This is a genomic window from Nonomuraea sp. NPDC003560 (assembly GCF_042878785.1).
Classification (GTDB): Bacteria; Actinomycetota; Actinomycetes; order Streptosporangiales; family Streptosporangiaceae; genus Nonomuraea.
On record NZ_JBIAOF010000003.1, the window covers coordinates 1,084,327 to 1,100,518 of the forward strand.

The following is a 16,192-nucleotide window of genomic DNA, read 5'->3' on the forward strand; positions in this document are numbered from 1 at the left end:
GCAACGGCAGGCCGTCGCGGAAGAAGCCGCCGGTCACCACGGCAGCGGCAGGCCGTCGCGGAAGAAGCCGCCGGTCGGCCCGTCGTCGGGCAGGTCCGCGGCCCACACTACGCTCCGCGCGCCCTCGGCGACCGGCCGCCCGCCGGGGCCGCCCATGTCGGTCGCCACCCACCCCGGGCAGACGGCGTTGACCAGGATGCCGTCCCCGCGCAGCTCGGCCGCGAGCATCCTGGTCAGCGCGTTCAGCGCCGTCTTCGACACCGTGTACGCGGGCGTGCCGCCGCCCATCGAGGCCAGCGAGCCGATCTCGCTGGAGACGTTGACGATCCGGCCGTGCGCGCTGCCGCGCAACAGCGGCAGCAGCGCGAGCGTGACCCGCCAGGCGCCCAGCAGGTTCGTCTCCAGCGCCTCCGACACCACGCCCAGGTCCGCGTCGCAGGCCCGCTGCCAGGTGTCGTAGTGGATGGCGGCGTTGTTGACCAGCACGTCGACCCGCCCGTGGGTCTTCTCCAGCTCCCGCGCCAGCTCGGCCGCCGACCGCTCGTCGGCGACGTCGAGCCGCCGCGCCAGCACCTCGCCGCCGATCCCGGCCGCCGCCTCGACGGCCTTGCGCTCGTCCCTGGCGGTCAGCACCACCGTGTCGCCCGCCGCCGCGAGCTGGCTGGCCACCTCCAGCCCGATCCCCCGGTTGGCCCCCGTGACCACGCACACCCGGTCCATCTCACGTCCCCCTCAACGTCGCGCGCCTGCGCCGCAGGAACTCCCGCTCGACCTCGTTGCCCGCACGGGCGATGGCCTCGCCGTACGCCCGCGCCGCCTCCTCGTCGCGTCCCAGCCGCCGCAGCAGGTCGGCCCGTACGGCGTGGAACAGGTAATAGCCTGTCACCTCCAGCCCCTCCACCAGCGCCAGCCCCGCCTCGGGGCCCTCCGCCTCGGCCACCGCCACCGCGCGGTGCAACGCCACGACCGGCCCCGGCGTGAACGCCAGCAGCAGGTCGTAGAGCTGGACGATCTGCCGCCAGTCGGTCTCCCCCGCGCTCGCCGCGTCGCCGTGCACGGCGTTGATCGCGGCCTGCACCTGGTAGGGCCCCGGCCGCCCCCACCGCAGGCAGCGCCGGACGATCGCCTGCCCCTCCTCGACCAGCGCGCGGTCCCACAGGGCGCGGTCCTGCTCGGGCAGCGGCACCAGCTCGCCGCCGCCCGCGGTGCGCGCCGCCCGGCGCGACTGGACCAGCAGCATCAGCGCCAGCAGGCCCCACACCTCGGGCTCGTCCGGCATCAGCTCGGCGAGCAGGCGGCCGAGCCGGACGGCCTCCGCGCACAGGTCCTCGCGCACCAGCCGCTCGCCCGAACTGGCCGTGTAACCCTCGTTGAAGATCAGGTAGATCACCGCCAGCACCGCGCGCAGCCGGTCTGGCAGGTCCGCCGCCGCCGGCACCCGGTACGGGATCCCCGCCTGCCGGATCCTGCTCTTGGCCCTGACCAGCCGCTGGGCCATGGTCGCCTCGGGCACCAAAAACGCGTGCGCGATCTCGGCCGTGGTCAGCCCGCCGAGCAGCCGCAACGTGAGCGCCACCCGCGCGTGCGGGGCGAGCGCCGGATGGCAGCAGGTGAAGATCAGGCGCAGTCGCTCGTCCCGTACGGGCCCCTCCTCGACGGGCTCGTCCCTGGCGTGCAGCAGCGCCGCCTGCACGTACTTGTCGTGGCGGCCAGACTCCCTGCGCAGCCGGTCGACGGCCCGGTTCCTGGCGGTCGTGATGATCCAGCCGGCCGGGCTCGGCGGCGGACCGGCCTGCGGCCACTGCCGCAGCGCGATCGCGAACGCCTCCTGCACGGCCTCCTCGGCGACGTCGATGTCACCGAACACGCGGACGAGCACGGCCACCGCCCGGCCGTACTCCTCCCGGAAGGCCCGTTCGACCTGATCGGACATCCTGCAACCACCTCGCCGACACGCGCGTCACCTTGCACGTCCTACACGAACGGCGGTGTCCCGATTCGACACCGCGAGCCGGCGGGGACCCCGGAAAGCAGCCGGCTCCGGCGGGCCGGTGAGGCCCCGGAAAGCAGTCGGCTCCCGGAGGTCGCAACCCCCGGGAGCCGTCGCAGACGTCGGCCAGCCGCCGCCTCAGCGCTGGATCGGCGCGACCACGACCTCGACCCGCTGGAACTCCTTGATGTCGGAGTAGCCGGTGGAGGCCATCGTGCGCTTGAGCGCGCCCATCAGGTTCATCGAGCCGTCGGCCACGCTGGAGGGGCCGTGCAGGATCTGCTCCAGCGTCCCGACCGTGCCGAACTCCACGCGACGGCCGCGCGGCAGGTCGGGGTGGTGGGCCTCGGAGCCCCAGTGGAAGCCGTGGCCAGGGGCCTCGGACGCCCTGGCCAGCGGCGAGCCCACCATGACGGCGTCGGCCCCGCACGCGATGGCCTTGGCGATGTCGCCCGAGGTGCCCATGCCGCCGTCGGCGATCACGTGCACGTACCGGCCGCCGGACTCGTCCATGTAGTCGCGGCGCGCCGCGGCCACGTCGGAGATCGCGGTGGCCATCGGCACGGCCACGCCGAGCACGTTGCGGGTGGTGTGCGAGGCGCCGCCGCCGAAGCCGACCAGCACGCCCGCCGCGCCCGTGCGCATCAGGTGCAGCGCCGCGGTGTAGGTGGCGCAGCCGCCGACGATGACCGGCACGTCGAGCTCGTAGATGAACTGCTTGAGGTTGAGCGGCTCGGCGCGGCCCGAGACGTGCTCGGCCGAGACGGTGGTGCCGCGGATGACGAAGATGTCCACGCCGGCGTCGATCACGGCCTTGTGGTACTGGACCGTGCGCTGCGGCGACAGCCGGACGGCCGTCGTCACCCCGGACGCCCGGATCTCCTCGATCCGGCGGCCGATCAGCTCCTCCTTGATCGGCGCGTCGTAGATCTCCTGGAGCCGCCGGGTCGCGGCCGCGGCGTCGAGGGCGGCGCACTCCTCCAGCAGCGGGGACGGGTCTTCGTAGCGCGTCCAGAGCCCTTCGAGGTCGAGGGGGGCCAGGCCGCCGAGCCGGCCGATCTCGATCGCGGTGGCGGGCGAGACCACGCTGTCCATGGGGGCGACGACGACGGGCAGCTCGAACCGGTAGGCGTCGATCTGCCAGGCGATCGACACCTCTTCCGGGTCACGGGTGCGTCGCGAGGGCACGAGCCCGATCTCGTCGAGCGCGTACGCCCTCCGCCCGGTCTTGCCCCGGCCGATCTCCACCTGCTGAGTCATGAACTTACCTTCTGTGATAGTTCGGAGCTTCCACGGTCATCTGGATGTCGTGGGGGTGGCTCTCCTTGAGGCCCGCTGCCGTGATCGGCATGAGCTCGCAGTCGGTGTGCATCTGCTCGATCGTGCGGCAGCCGGCGTACCACATGCCCTGGCGCAGACCGCCGATGAGCTGGTGGGCGACGGCCGCGACCGGCCCGCGGTAGGGCACCTGCCCCTCGATGCCCTCGGGGATGTACTTGTCGTCGCCGCCGACGTCGGCCTGCGCGTAGCGGTCCTTGCTGAAGGAGGTGCCGCCGCGCTCGCGGTTGCGCACCGCGCCGAGCGACCCCATGCCCCGGTACGACTTGAACTGCTTGCCGTTGATGAAGATCAGCTCGCCCGGCGACTCCTCGCAGCCGGCGAGCAGCGAGCCCAGCATGACCGTGTCGGCGCCGGCCGCGATGGCCTTGACGATGTCGCCGGAGTACTGGAGGCCGCCGTCGCCGATCACCGGCACCCCGGCCGGTGCGCACGCCTTGGACGCCTCGTGGATGGCCGTGACCTGCGGCGCGCCCACGCCGGCCACCACGCGGGTGGTGCAGATGGAGCCGGGGCCGACGCCGACCTTGACCGCGTCGGCGCCCGCGTCGACCAGCATCTGGGCGCCCGCCCTGGTCGCGATGTTGCCGCCGATGACCTGGACCTTGCTGTTGGCCTTGAGCTTGGCGATCATGTCGGCCAGGCCCTTGGAGTGACCGTGGGCCACGTCGACGACGACGACGTCGACCCCGGCCTCGATCAGCGCCTTGGCCCGCAGCTCGGCGTCGCCGCCGACGCCGATGGCCGCGCCGACCAGCAGGCGGCCGTCGGCGTCCTTGGTGGACAGCGGGTACTGCTCGCTCTTGGTGAAGTCCTTCACCGTGATCAGGCCGCGCAGCCTGCCGTCGGGGTCGACGAGGGGCAGCTTCTCGATCTTGTTCTGCCGCAGCAGCGCGAACGCGTCGTCGCGCGAGACCCCCACCGGCGCGGTGACCAGCGGCATCTTGGTCATGACCTCGCGCACCGGACGGCTCTGGTCGGTCTCGAAGCGCATGTCGCGGTTGGTCACGATGCCGACCAGCGTGCCCGCCACGTCCGTCACCGGCACGCCGGAGATCCGGTACGTCGCGCACAGCCGCTCGACGTCGGCCAGCGTGTCGTCGGGGCTGCAGGTCACCGGGTTGGTCACCATGCCGGCCTCGGACCGCTTGACCAGGTCGACCTGCTGGGCCTGCTCCTCGACCGACAGGTTGCGGTGGAGGATGCCGATGCCGCCCTGGCGCGCCATGGCGACCGCCATGCGGGCCTCGGTGACGGTGTCCATGGCCGCGGAGACGAGCGGGATGGACAGCGTGATGTCCCGTGACAGACGGGATCTGGTGTCGGCCTCACCTGGTTGGAGATCGGAGTAGCCGGGCACCAGCAGCACGTCGTCGAAGGTCAAACCCATCTCGGTGAACTTGGACATGCCTCGGCCCCCTCCTGACCTCTGCGCTGATTGACCTAAGTCTAGGGCCTGCCTCCAAAACGCAACGAAGCCGGGAGCACGACGGCCCCACGCCCCGTCGTGCGCCCGGCCTCGCCGTCCGGAACGCGCAAAGTGCAGGGGGATGGGACGGTCGGTGATCCGTCCCATCCCCCGGCCACCGGCACCCAGGCCAGGCGGCGTGTTCACGCCACCGAACCCCCCTCCGCGTCCTGATGGCGGCTGCCGCAAGGCCCCGCTTCAGGGTGCCGACGCTAGGTAAAGCCTGCGTCACTCAACGGCACGACGCAATGTGAAAACGTGCAATTGCACGAAGTTGCACGTTCCGCCGACGATTCCGCGGCAAGCCCCGGACACGCAGGCGGTACGGGGTTATCCTCGCGGCACGCCCGTGTCCCCCCGACGGAGCCGCCCATAATGCGTAATCAGCCCAGGCGCGTCGCAGAGCCCTTCGAGACGCTGGGCCTCGACCCGGCGCAGACCGCCCTTTACACGGCGCTGCTACGCCTGCACAGGGCCACGCGCACCGACCTCGCCCAGGCCATGGACGGCCCCGTCGAGAAGGTCGGCCGCCAGCTCGACGACCTGGTCAGGCTGGGGGTGGTCGACGAGCAGTCCGGCGAGTACCTGGCCAGGCACCCGGCGGCGGCGCTCGGCCGGGTCATCGCCGAGCGGCTCGACCGGCTGGCCGAGGAGAGCCGCAGGATCGACTCCGCGCTCGGCTCCATCCGCGGCCTGATCCACGACTACGACGCCGGCCGCGATTATCAGAGCGGCACATTCCCGGTGGAGATGGTGAACGGCGCGGACGTCCTCTACGAGAGCGTCGTCGGCATAGCCGTGCAATCGCCGCCCATGGAGTTGTTGACCGCAATCCCGGACGAGCGCACAATGGCAGATTTTGTTCGTAAATTTGCGGACCCATGGATTGATGCGCAAAAACGGCAACTTCTTACCGTTCAGGCGATCATTCCGGTCTCCACGCTGAGCCTGCCGGGCGTACGCGATCAGCTCACCCGGCTGCTCGACACCGGCGGAAAGGTGCGCACGCTCGACCGGGTGCCGAGCTGGTTCATGACGGCCGGGCCCGAGGTCGCCGGCCTGCCCGCGCTGTGGGGCGGCAACCTGCCCGACCACGCCTACAACTTCTACCTGGTGCGCACGCCGATCGTCGTCGGCATGCTGCGCTCGCTGTTCCAGGAGCTCTGGGGGCGGGCCGTACCGCTGCCCTGGGGGCGCAGGGGCGACGGGATGGTCCAGGTGCTCCGCCTGGCCGCGCAGGGCGTGTGCGACGACTCCATCGCCCGCCAGCTCGGCGTCTCGGTCCGTACGGTGCGGGCCAGGTTCGCCGACGCCATGGCCGAGCTGGGCGCGCAGTCGCGCTTCCACGCCGGCGTGGAGGCCGCCAGACGGGGATGGCTCAGCTAATACTCTCCGCCGGGGCCGCTTCGGTCATATGGTGGGAAGGTGCTGGAAGACGTCCCCCGCGACCCGTTCGCGGACGACCCGAACGACCCGTCCTCGGCGATGGGCGCTCTCGACGACGCCGAGCCACTCACCGCGGCCGAGCGCGACGAGGCCATCACCGACCTGGCAGACGTCGAGGTCTTTCGCTCCCTGCTCGAACCGCAGGGGGTGCTGGGCCTCGTGCTCGACTGCCCCGAGTGCGGCGAGCAGCACTTCTTCGACTGGGAGCTGCTGCGCGGCAACCTTCGCCAGATGATCGAGAAAGGCCAGCCCCAGGTGCACGAGCCGGCCTTCCACCCCGACCCCGCCGACTACGTCAGCTGGGAGTACGCCCGAGGCTACGTCGACGGCGTCATCGACACGGAGGAGCGCCGCTGATCGACTTCCTCCGAGACATCGTTCAGTAGCGCGCCCAGCAACCGCACCGCAGGGTCGGACGAGTCCCGCGCCCGGCCCCGCGCGACCGCGTCGAGCAGCTCGTCGGTCTTGAGCAGGTCGTCGGCCTCGAGAAGCGCATGGAGCTCGTCCTCCGGCGTCAAGCCGACTCCAGCTCGGCCATCTGCCGCAACCTGGCCAGCGCCCGATGCTGGGCTACGCGGACCGCACCTGGTGACATGCCGAGTACATTACCGGTCTCCTCGGCAGACAGCCCCGACACCACCCGCAACAGCAGCAACTCCCGCTGGTTGTCGGGCAGCCTGGCCAGCAGCCTGCGCGCGTGCTCGACCTCGATGTAGCGGACCACCGTCTCCTCGGGCCCCGGGCCGTCGTCGGGCCCGTCGGGCAGATCCTGGGTGGGCACGGCCGAGCGCACCGAACTGCGCAGCGCGTCGGCCACCTTGTGCGAGGCGATCCCGAACACGAAGGACGCGAAAGGCCGCCCCATGTCCCGGTATCGCGGCAGCGCGGACAACACCGCGATGCACACCTCCTGGGCTACGTCATCGGCAATGTGATATTGCCCTGAAACCCTGCCCAGCCTGGCGCGGCAATACCGCACCACCATGGGACGCAACTCCCCGAGCAGGGATTCGATCGCACTGCGATCTCCCTGCACGGCGAGGCTCGTCAGTTCCCTAAGGTCGGAGTCATCCGTCCGTGCCGGAAGTCTCGACGCGAGCCTTACCCCAATTTTGGCGTCGGCGACGCTTCCCTCGCTCACGATAGGCATGATGCCCGCACTGATCGGGCCTGTCCCCATGGCGAACGGCTACGGATTGGTCACATTGAAGCGACGATAACTAGCAGTAATCAGCCGACCACACTAAGCCTGATGAGCTGACATAATGTTTCACGCCATAAGCCGAAATGCACGACAATTGCCAGACCCCGACGCTTAACCAGCACTGCCGGTTTACTCCAATAATCCACCTCTTCCCCCAATTTCCCCCGCCCCCACCCCCTTCCGCCCCGTAAGCCCCAGCCACATTTCCCACCACCCGAAACCCACCAGCACCGTCTCCGCTACCCGCCCCTCACCCACCGCCCCCTGGAAACCAACGGCCCGCACCGAAGGGGCCGAGACGTCCTGTCGGCGGGATCAAGACCGGATCGAGAGAGGCCAACGGCCTACCGAAGCTGCTGTGCTTCGATTGGTCGTCGCAGTGCGCCTTCCCGTGAGCGGACGGCATGCTTGCGGCTCGCGCAGCAGGGCCCGGGCAACCAGGAGGCGTGCCAGGTCGCCGGCATCAGCTCCCGACCCGGCCGACGATGCCGTAATGGCCGCGACCCGACCGGCAAGCACGTGGGCGCTGCCGATCACATCGGCGGCACTTCCGCCAGATCGCACGGAAGCTCGGGCGCGCGCCCTCGGTCGTCAGCCAGGAGATCCACCGCAACCAGGACCGCGGCAACGGCGAGTACCGGCCGCATGCCCCAGGCCGGCGCCGACGCGCGGCACCCACCCCACGCCCCAACCGCAGCAAAAACGGGCAGAACCCGGAGTTACGGGACTACCCGCACAAGCGCTGGAGCCCAGAGCAGGTCATCCAGAGCCTGCGCCGAGCCTTTCCGAGCGACCGGAGGCGCACGCGTGCCACGAGACCATCCACCAGGCCCCCTACATCCAAGGCGCGGGGAGCGTGACGCGAACTGACGAAGGCGCTGCACGCCGGTCGCGCCACGCGCAACCCGCACCGCCTCGCCAGCCCGCCACAGCACCCCATGGTCGTGATCAGCGAGCGCCTCACCGAACCCCTGGTACACCGACCCGGTAGCCGGGCGGGTGAGAGATGATCAGGAGGCCAGATCTGCGGCCAGGACAGCATGAAGGTGCTCATCGTGAAGCCGGCCGTCACCGAACCTCTTCGCTGATCGCATCACGCCTTCCAGCACGAACCCCGACTTCTGCGCCACCCGGCACGAGGCGTGATTCTCGACGGCATGAGTGAGCACGATCCGTTCAAGCTGCAGCGTGGACGTCGCCCATGTCGTGACCGCCTGGACGGATGCGGTGGCGGCGCCACGGCCACGTGCCCAAGGCGCGATCCGGTATCCGATCCGGGCCTGAGCGTTCTCCAGGTCAAGCCCATGCAGCGCGATGTTGCCGACGTAGCGCCCGGACTCGGCGTCGAGGATCGAGAACGTGGCGTGCGTCCCGTCTGACCAATCGGCGCCCTTGAGGCAGTCCGCAACGGCTGCGGCCTCGTCCTCGATGCGGCAGCGGGGATTCCAGAGGAGCACGTCCGGGTCCCTGGCAAGGCGCAGGACCTCCGGAGCGTCCGCCGTACTTGGCGGCCGGAGGACGAACTTCGCCGTGGACAGCTCGACCGACACAGGCGGAGTAGGGGGCATGTCTCGAAAGGATGCCATGAAGATCGCCGAAAGCGCCCGTGCTTGGGCATCCTTCGAGCGGCTGGTCCGGCCCGCTCGGAGAACGCCCGGCGTCCGAAGACACCGAGAGTGCGCACCGTCGCTGAGCCGGCTGCGGCCGGTAACTGATCAGGTGCTGCAACACCCCGTCGAATCCGCCAGACCAGGGACGGGCCGTGAAAGCCGACGGCCCGCACCGGCGAGACCAGGGACGGGCCGTGGAAACCGACGGCCCGCACCGGCGAGACCGGGAACGGGCCGTGGAAAACCGACGGCCCGCGCCGGAGGGAACCGGGCGGGCCGTACGGGCGCGGGGGAAACAGCCGGGTCAGTGGCCGTGACCGTGGCCGTGGCCCTGGCCGGCGGCCGGAGCCTCCTCCTCGGGCTTGTCCACCACGAGCGCCTCGGTCGTCAGGAGCATGCCCGCGATCGAAGCGGCGTTCTGCACCGCGGACCGGGTCACCTTGACGGGGTCGATGACGCCCTGGGCGATCAGGTCGACGTACTCGCCGGTGGCGGCGTTGAGGCCCTGGCCGGCGGGCAGCTCGGCGACCTTGTGGGTCACCACGTAGCCCTCCAGGCCGGCGTTCTCGGCGATCCAGCGGGCCGGCTCGACCAGCGCGCGGCGCACGACGCCGACACCGGTGGCCTCGTCGCCGGTCAGGCCGAGGTCGTCGAGCTCCTTGCCCACGTGGATGAGGGCCGAGCCACCGCCGGAGACGATGCCCTCCTCGATCGCGGCGCGGGTCGCGGAGATCGCGTCCTCAAGGCGGTGCTTCTTCTCCTTCAGCTCCACCTCGGTGGCGGCGCCGACGCGCAGCACGCACACACCGCCGGCAAGCTTGGCCAGACGCTCCTGCAGCTTCTCGCGGTCCCAGTCGGAGTCGGACTGCTCGATGGCAATCTTGATCTCCTTGACGCGGTCCTCGATCGCCTGCTGGTCGCCGGCGCCGTCGACGATGGTCGTGGCGTCCTTGGTGACGACGACGCGGCGGGCAGTGCCGAGCACCTCGAGGCCGACGTGCTCCAGCTTGAGGCCGACCTCTTCGCTGACGACCTGGCCGCCGGTGAGGATCGCCATGTCCTGGAGCATCGCCTTGCGGCGGTCACCGAAGCCCGGGGCCTTGACGGCCACGGAGGTGAAGGTGCCGCGGATCTTGTTGGTGACCAGGACGGCCAGGGCCTCGCCCTCGACGTCCTCGGCGACCACGAGCAGCGGCTTCTTGGTCTGGGCGACCTTCTCCAGCAGCGGCAGGAAGTCGGCGATGGAGGAGATCTTGCCCTGGGTGAGCAGGATGTACGCGTCCTCCAGGACGGACTCCATGCGCTCGGGGTCGGTCACCATGTAGGCCGACAGGTAGCCCTTGTCGAACTGCATGCCCTCGGTGAACTCGAGCTCCATGCCCATGGCGTTGGACTCTTCGACGGTGAGGACACCGTCCTTGCCCACCTTGTCGAACGCCTCGGCGATCAGCTCGCCGATCTTGGCGTCCTGGGCGGAGATGGTGGCGACGTTGGCGATCTCCTTCTTGTCGCCCACCTCGCGCGCGCTGGCCAGCAGCCGGTCGCTGATCTCCTTGGCGGCCTTGTCGATGCCACGCTTGAGCGACAGCGGCGAGGCGCCGGCGGCCACGTTGCGCAGGCCCTCGCGGACCATGGCCTGGGCCAGCACGGTGGCGGTGGTGGTGCCGTCGCCCGCGATGTCGTTGGTCTTGGTGGCAACTTCCTTGGCGAGCTGGGCGCCGAGGTTCTCGTAGCGCTCCTCCAGCTCGATCTCACGAGCGATGGTCACACCGTCGTTCGTGATCGTCGGCGCACCGAACTTCTTGTCGATGACGACGTTACGGCCACGCGGGCCGAGGGTTACCTTCACGGCGTCCGCGAGGGCGTTGACACCGCGCTCAAGCGCGCGACGGGCGTCCTCGTCGAACTGCAGGATCTTCGCCATGCTGAAAGTCCTCTCCTGGCGTCGAAAGCCCCGGGCCCTCAAGAGCGCCCGGGGCTCGACACAACCGGCTTACTTCTCGATGATCGCGAGAACGTCGCGGGCGGAGAGCACGAGGTACTCCTCGCCGCCGTACTTGACCTCGGTGCCGCCGTACTTGCTGTAGAGGACGACGTCGCCCTCGGAGACGTCGAGCGGAATACGCTTGTCGCCGTCCTCATCCCAGTTGCCGGGGCCCACCGCGAGGACCTTGCCCTCCTGCGGCTTCTCCTTGGCGGTGTCCGGGATGACCAGACCGGAAGCGGTGGTCTGCTCTGCCTCAAGCGGCTGAACCACGATGCGGTCGCCGAGCGGCTTAACGGGAACCTTGGTGGCGGTCGTCACGATCGGACCTCCCCTTCAGATTTGAATGATCTAGAAGAGGCGACCAGCGGGGCCTGCCGTCGCGGGTGTCAGACCTGCCTCGTCGCACGTTGGCACTCTCAAGGTGAGAGTGCCAACAGGAAACATATGCAAGAGGGCCTTGACAGTCAACACGAACGCGTCTGCTCAGAGCGATCAGACGTAGGAACCCTCGGTCAGATCGGCGACGACGCCGGGCCGGGAGGGGTTCCAGCCGAGTTCGGCGCGCGTGCGTGTCGCGCTGATGCGCTGGCCGAGCGCCAGGGCCTCGGCGAAGCCCGCCCCCAGCACCTGGGCCGCCTCGGCCTGCGGCCAGGGCTCGGCCTGCGGCTTGACGCCCGCGGACCGGGCCGCCGCCTCGGCCACCTCGGCGACCGGCACGGCCTCCTCGCTGATGCCGTGGTACACGCGGGCGCCGCCCCTCTCCAGGACGGCCACGACGAGCTCGGCCAGGTCGTCGACGTGCACGAACGTCCAGGTGTGCGGCTCGCCGCCGGCGGTGACGTAGACCCCGGCCCCGCGCTCGGCGGCCTGCGCGCGCATCATGGCGGGGATGCCGCCGCCGCGCCCGTGGACGACGCCGGGCCGGATCACCGAGCCGCCGCCGTCGATGACCAGCTGCTCGATCTCGTGCCGGTACGCCACGAGCGGAATCGGGTCGGCCGGGCTGTCCTCGTGCCCGTCGGCGGTGGCGCCCAGCACCCACACGCCGCTGGTGAAGACCACCTTCCGGCCCGACGCGGCGAGCACGCCGATCGCGGCGAGGTCGGCCTCCTTGTCGCCGCCGAGCTGGGCGGCGACCACGATCGCGTCGATGTCCGGGGTGATCGCGGCGGCCAGCCCCGCGACGTCACTCAGGTCTCCGTGACGCTCGTCCGCCACGCCCGGCACGCGCCGGGAGCCGTCGGCGGCGGGCCGCACCAGGACGGCCACCTCGTGCCCCTGCTCGGCCAGCCGCTCGACCACCGCGCCGCCGATGTACCCCGTCGCGCCCAGCACCAGCACCTTCATGATGAACCTACCTCGAAAATTTCTACGTTGAACATTTCGACGTCGTGGACAGTACTGCACGATGCCGAACATTTCAACGTCGAAGCTTTGGTAGGGTGAGCCCCGTGGATGACGCGGTGGACGTGATTCTCGGACAGTGGGCGCGGACACGGCCCGACGTCGACGTGTCCCCGATGGGCGTGATCGGCCGGATCTCACGCGCCTCGCGCCTGCTGGAGCGCGGCGTGAAGGACTTCCTGGCCGAGCACGGGCTGGAGGCGTGGGAGTTCGACATGCTGGCCACGCTGCTGCGCAGCGGCGCCGACGCCACGATGTGCATGAAGGACCTGTCCAGCTCGGCCATGGTCAGCCCCGGCGCGCTCACCAACCGGATGGACCACCTGGTCCGGCGCGGCCTGGTCCATCGCTGGCCGGCGCCGCACAACCGGCGCATGACGCTGGTCGCCCTCACCGACGAGGGCAGGAAGGTAGCCGACGAGATGCTCGTCCGGCACGCCGCCAACGAGGAGCGGCTGCTCGCCGGACTGTCCGAGGGCGAGCGCGAGGCCCTGGCCGGGCTGCTGCGCAGCCTGCTGGTCTCCCTGGGCGACACCTCCTTGTGAGCGATCCCGAGTTGTGAGCGGAGTGCGTACATGGATCTCGACGCCTTCGGCGAGCTGCTGACCCCGCGCGGGCAGCGGGCGCTCGCCGAGGCCGCGGAGCTGGCCGGGACCGATCCGGTCGCGGCGGCGACCAGGCTGCGCCGCTCCTACGACGCGGCGCTCACCTCCGCCGCGCTGACGCAGGCGGCGCTGCGCGAGCGGGCCGCGGCGAAGTTCGGCGCGGACGCCGCGGTCATGTACTTCACCCCGCACGGCCTGGAGCAGTCCACCCGCCGGGAGGTCGCCGACCACCGCGCCCGGCGCATGGGCGCCGGGCGGGTGATCGACGCCTGCTGCGGGGTCGGCGGCGACCTCCTGGCGCTCGCCCGCGCCGGCTGCGAGGTCGACGCCGTCGACCTCGACCCGCTGACCGTCGCCGTGGCCAGCGCCAACGCCGACGCCCTCGGGCTGGCCGGCCGGGTGCGGGTGCGCGTGGGCGACGCGGCGCAGGTCCGGCCCGAGGAGTACGACGCGCTGTTCGCCGACCCGGCCCGGCGCAGCGGCAAGGGCCGCACGTTCGACCCCATGGCCTACTCGCCGCCCTGGCCGGTCGTGCTCGACCTGGTCGCACGGGCGCCGCGGGCCTGTCTCAAGGTCGCCCCCGGCATCCCGTACGAGTTCATCCCCGAGGGCGCGGAGGCCGAATGGGTCTCCTACAAGGGCGAGGTCAAGGAGGCCACCCTCTGGACCGGCCCCCAGGTCGGCCCCGCCCGGCGCGCCACCCTGCTGCCCGGCGGCCACACGCTGACCGCCACCGGCGTGCAGGCCGCCGTCGGCCCGATGGGCCGCTACGTCTACGAGCCCGACGGCGCCGCGATCCGGGCCCACCTCGTCGGCGAGGTGGCCGAGCTGATCGGCGGACGCCTGCCCGACCCCATGATCGCCTACATCACCACCGACGAGCCCAGCCACACCCCCTGGGCCTCCGGGTACGAGGTGGACGAGGTCATGCCGTTCTCGCTGAAAAAACTCCGAGCCGCTCTCCGCGAACGCCGGATCGGAAATGTCACCATCAAGAAACGCGCGTCGGCGATCGACATCGAACGCCTGCGCGCCGATCTCCGCCTTTCCGGCGAGAACTCGATCGTCATTATCCTGACCCGCATTCTCGATAAGCCTTCAGTTATCATCTGCAACCCCCTCCCACCTGCCTGAACACTCCAAAGCGGTCATTCTTCCGCTAAATACGATCTTTCACTTCGACGCCGCCTGACCTTGATCGAAAGGCTAAGGTGGACGGGCGGGAGTTCTCCCCCTTATGCGGTAACCCGCGTACTCGCCCTTTCATCTGCAAACCGGACCTATCCCACCGCTGCGCGGCAGACCGTCGGCGAGCGAAGGAGCCTTTCGGTGGACCATTCCAACCACACCACCCTTCTTCAGGCAGGCGGCCAGTCCGCCATCTCCGAGAGGATGCGAGACCTCCTCGCGCGCGCCGCCCAGGACCATGTCTACGAGCAGCGCACCCAGGGAGCCGTGCTCGACGAGATCCGCCAGCGTCTTGAAGGCATGGAGTGGCTGCTGCGCGAGGTGCGCGAACGGGAGCTCGGCGGCCTGAGCGGCACCCTTGAGGCGGTGAGCGGGCGGCTCGACGACATCACCGCCAAGCCGCCGATGTGGGCGGAGGGCCTGGCCCAGCACGTCGAGGCCGTGCGCGACCACGTCGACGCCGTCGGGGAGAAGATCGGCCACGTCGACGCCCGGGTCGCGCCGGTGGCCGAGCTGCCGAGCCTGTGGGCGGACCTGGGCACCGTGGGCGAGGCCGTCGACGAGGCGCTCAAACGCCTGCAGTCGGTGCTCGACACCACCGACGGCATCACCCAGAACATGTCCGGCTTCGCCGCCAAGCTGACGCAGCTCAACTCCAGCATGGAGGCCGCGGCCAGCCGCTTCACCCGGCTCGACAAGTCGGTGGCCGACCTGTCGAGCCGCGCCGAACGGGTCGAGAGCGTGGTCGGCGAGCTGGCCGAGAGCGTCGCGGCCACGTCGCAGCAGGTCGCCGTCAAGATCGACGCGGCCGAGCAGCGCCTGACCGGCCGCCTCGACGACACCGACCTGCACATCGCCGCCCGCCTCGACGAGGCCGACAAACGCCTGGCCGGCCGCCTCGACGAGACCGACGAGCGGCTGACCCAGCGCCTGAACGAGCGGCTCGACCGCGCCGACGAGCGCCTGGCCGCCAAGCTCGACGAGGGCGACCAGCGGCTCACGGTCCGGCTGGCCGACGTCGAGCAGCGGCTCACCGCCCGCCTCGACGAGGCCGACCAGCACCTCGCCGTCCAGCTCGGGGAGAGCGAGCTGCGGCTCAGCGGGCGGCTCGACGGCGTCGACTCCCGGCTCGACCGGGTCGAGGGCCGGCTCATGGGGCTCGACACCCGGCTCACCGGGTTCGACGGCCGGCTGGAGTCGGCCGACGAGTGCCTGGCCGACATCGACACCAGGCTCGACGGCGTCGACGGCCGCATCAGCGGCGTCGACAAGCGCCTCACCTCGGTCGACGGCCAGCTCGGCGGCCTCGGCAAGCGCATGGGCGCCATCGACGGCCACCTCGTCCGCCACGACGACCGCTTCGACGCCCTCGACGGCCGCCTGAGCGCGCTCGACGACCGCGCCTCGGCCACCGACCAGCGCCTGGCCGAGACCGCCGTGCGCAGCGAGGGCCGCTTCAACAAGCTCGACAACCAGATGGAGTCGATCGACGAGCGGCTGGTCGAGGCGGAGGAGCACCTGATCACCCGGTTCGACACCCTCGACGGCCAGTTCAGCGGGCTCGACAGCCGCTTCAACGGCCTCGACACCCACCTCAACGGCCTGGCCGCCCGCGCCGATCAGGCCGGCGAGCACCTGGAGTCGGTCGACGACCGCATCGAGGCCATGAACCAGCACGTCAGCCAGCTCCCGGCCGCCCTGGCCATCCCCGAGCGGGTCGGCGAGCTCATCGAGTCGCAGGCCGGCGCGCAGGCCGACCGCCTGTCGGCCGCCGCCGACGCGCTGACCGAGCTGGTGCGCTCCCGGCCCGACCGCGACGAGCTGAGCGAGACGGTCAGCGGCATCGTGCAGCCGGCCACCGACGACCTCACCAAGCGGCTGGCCGCGCTGGAGGAGACCATGCTGGCGCTGGCCGAGGCCCTGCTCCGGCCCACCAGGACCAAAGACTGACC

General features: G+C 70.7%; 15 protein-coding genes. 5 read left to right on the plus strand and 10 right to left on the minus strand.

Going from position 1 to position 16,192, the window contains the following annotated elements; genetic code table 11:
• Positions 1-33 precede the first annotated feature (33 nt).
• The 4 genes from ACFYUV_RS15900 to guaB form a co-directional block, all read right to left on the minus strand.
• Positions 34-720 carry an SDR family oxidoreductase gene (locus ACFYUV_RS15900; protein WP_387669219.1) on the minus strand — a complete coding sequence of 229 codons (687 nt, stop codon included), beginning with the start codon at positions 718-720 and terminating at the stop codon, positions 34-36.
• A gap of 1 nt (position 721) precedes the next feature.
• Positions 722-1,933 (minus strand): RNA polymerase sigma factor, encoded by a 1,212-nt coding sequence (locus tag ACFYUV_RS15905; protein ID WP_387669220.1) that lies wholly within the window; start codon positions 1,931-1,933, stop codon positions 722-724.
• A gap of 195 nt (positions 1,934-2,128) precedes the next feature.
• The gene (locus ACFYUV_RS15910) at positions 2,129-3,250 is read right to left on the minus strand and encodes a GuaB3 family IMP dehydrogenase-related protein (protein ID WP_352362831.1); all 1,122 of its coding nucleotides are present in this window, start codon (positions 3,248-3,250) and stop codon (positions 2,129-2,131) included.
• 4 nt (positions 3,251-3,254) lie between these two features.
• The gene (guaB, locus tag ACFYUV_RS15915) at positions 3,255-4,736 is read right to left on the minus strand and encodes an IMP dehydrogenase (RefSeq protein WP_387669222.1); all 1,482 of its coding nucleotides are present in this window, start codon (positions 4,734-4,736) and stop codon (positions 3,255-3,257) included.
• 435 nt (positions 4,737-5,171) lie between these two features.
• On the opposite strand from guaB, the gene ACFYUV_RS15920 reads away from it, so the two are divergent.
• Both ACFYUV_RS15920 and ACFYUV_RS15925 read left to right on the plus strand, forming a co-directional pair.
• Positions 5,172-6,182: a LuxR C-terminal-related transcriptional regulator gene (locus ACFYUV_RS15920; RefSeq protein ID WP_358282180.1), complete on the plus strand. Its 1,011-nt coding sequence runs from the start codon at positions 5,172-5,174 to the stop codon at positions 6,180-6,182.
• A 39-nt stretch (positions 6,183-6,221) separates the two neighbouring features.
• Positions 6,222-6,599 carry a DUF5319 domain-containing protein gene (locus ACFYUV_RS15925; RefSeq protein ID WP_090930411.1) on the plus strand — a complete coding sequence of 126 codons (378 nt, stop codon included), beginning with the start codon at positions 6,222-6,224 and terminating at the stop codon, positions 6,597-6,599.
• On the opposite strand, the gene ACFYUV_RS15930 is transcribed toward ACFYUV_RS15925, so the two are convergent.
• From ACFYUV_RS15930 to ACFYUV_RS15955, 6 genes are all read right to left on the minus strand, one after another.
• Positions 6,560-6,760, minus strand: a complete 201-nt coding sequence (locus ACFYUV_RS15930) for a hypothetical protein (RefSeq protein WP_387669224.1) — start codon at positions 6,758-6,760, stop codon at positions 6,560-6,562. The two genes, ACFYUV_RS15925 and ACFYUV_RS15930, sit on opposite strands and share 40 nt — an antisense overlap.
• Positions 6,757-7,392, minus strand: coding sequence for a sigma-70 family RNA polymerase sigma factor (locus tag ACFYUV_RS15935; RefSeq protein WP_090930520.1), 636 nt, complete (start codon positions 7,390-7,392; stop codon positions 6,757-6,759). Before ACFYUV_RS15935 ends, ACFYUV_RS15930 begins: the two co-directional genes overlap by 4 nt.
• Before the next feature lie 1,064 nt (positions 7,393-8,456).
• The gene (locus ACFYUV_RS15940; RefSeq protein WP_387669225.1) at positions 8,457-8,996 is read right to left on the minus strand and encodes a GNAT family N-acetyltransferase; all 540 of its coding nucleotides are present in this window, start codon (positions 8,994-8,996) and stop codon (positions 8,457-8,459) included.
• Between the two features lie 364 nt (positions 8,997-9,360).
• Complete coding sequence (gene groL, locus ACFYUV_RS15945) at positions 9,361-10,980, minus strand: chaperonin GroEL (RefSeq protein ID WP_352318685.1); 1,620 nt, start codon at positions 10,978-10,980, stop codon at positions 9,361-9,363.
• A 69-nt stretch (positions 10,981-11,049) separates the two neighbouring features.
• A complete protein-coding gene (gene groES, locus ACFYUV_RS15950) occupies positions 11,050-11,364 on the minus strand; it encodes a co-chaperone GroES (RefSeq protein ID WP_226899011.1) in 315 nt (104 codons plus the stop codon).
• A 171-nt stretch (positions 11,365-11,535) separates the two neighbouring features.
• Positions 11,536-12,390 (minus strand): NAD-dependent epimerase/dehydratase family protein, encoded by an 855-nt coding sequence (locus tag ACFYUV_RS15955; RefSeq protein WP_387669227.1) that lies wholly within the window; start codon positions 12,388-12,390, stop codon positions 11,536-11,538.
• 104 nt (positions 12,391-12,494) lie between these two features.
• Here ACFYUV_RS15955 and ACFYUV_RS15960 point away from each other — a divergent pair, with 104 nt between their 5' ends.
• From ACFYUV_RS15960 to ACFYUV_RS15970, 3 genes are all read left to right on the plus strand, one after another.
• Entirely contained in the window at positions 12,495-12,992 is a 498-nt protein-coding gene (locus ACFYUV_RS15960; protein ID WP_387669228.1) for a MarR family winged helix-turn-helix transcriptional regulator, read from the plus strand.
• A gap of 30 nt (positions 12,993-13,022) precedes the next feature.
• On the plus strand, positions 13,023-14,186 hold the full coding sequence (locus ACFYUV_RS15965) for a methyltransferase domain-containing protein (protein ID WP_387669230.1): 1,164 nt from the start codon (positions 13,023-13,025) through the stop codon (positions 14,184-14,186).
• A gap of 195 nt (positions 14,187-14,381) precedes the next feature.
• Positions 14,382-16,190, plus strand: a complete 1,809-nt coding sequence (locus ACFYUV_RS15970; RefSeq protein ID WP_387669231.1) for a hypothetical protein — start codon at positions 14,382-14,384, stop codon at positions 16,188-16,190.
• Positions 16,191-16,192 lie beyond the last annotated feature (2 nt).

What these genes read in the sequence shown, in the direction of transcription:
- ACFYUV_RS15905 (WP_387669220.1), bottom strand. Translation starts at nt 1,933, where the DNA reads ATGTCCGATCAGGTCGAACGGGCCTTCCGGGAGGAGTACGGCCGGGCG.
- ACFYUV_RS15935 (WP_090930520.1), bottom strand. Translation starts at nt 7,392, where the DNA reads ATGCCTATCGTGAGCGAGGGAAGCGTCGCCGACGCCAAAATTGGGGTA.
- ACFYUV_RS15920 (WP_358282180.1), top strand. Translation starts at nt 5,172, where the DNA reads ATGCGTAATCAGCCCAGGCGCGTCGCAGAGCCCTTCGAGACGCTGGGC.
- guaB (WP_387669222.1), bottom strand. Translation starts at nt 4,736, where the DNA reads ATGTCCAAGTTCACCGAGATGGGTTTGACCTTCGACGACGTGCTGCTG.
- ACFYUV_RS15955 (WP_387669227.1), bottom strand. Translation starts at nt 12,390, where the DNA reads ATGAAGGTGCTGGTGCTGGGCGCGACGGGGTACATCGGCGGCGCGGTG.
- ACFYUV_RS15910 (WP_352362831.1), bottom strand. Translation starts at nt 3,250, where the DNA reads ATGACTCAGCAGGTGGAGATCGGCCGGGGCAAGACCGGGCGGAGGGCG.
- ACFYUV_RS15900 (WP_387669219.1), bottom strand. Translation starts at nt 720, where the DNA reads ATGGACCGGGTGTGCGTGGTCACGGGGGCCAACCGGGGGATCGGGCTG.
- ACFYUV_RS15965 (WP_387669230.1), top strand. Translation starts at nt 13,023, where the DNA reads ATGGATCTCGACGCCTTCGGCGAGCTGCTGACCCCGCGCGGGCAGCGG.
- groL (WP_352318685.1), bottom strand. Translation starts at nt 10,980, where the DNA reads ATGGCGAAGATCCTGCAGTTCGACGAGGACGCCCGTCGCGCGCTTGAG.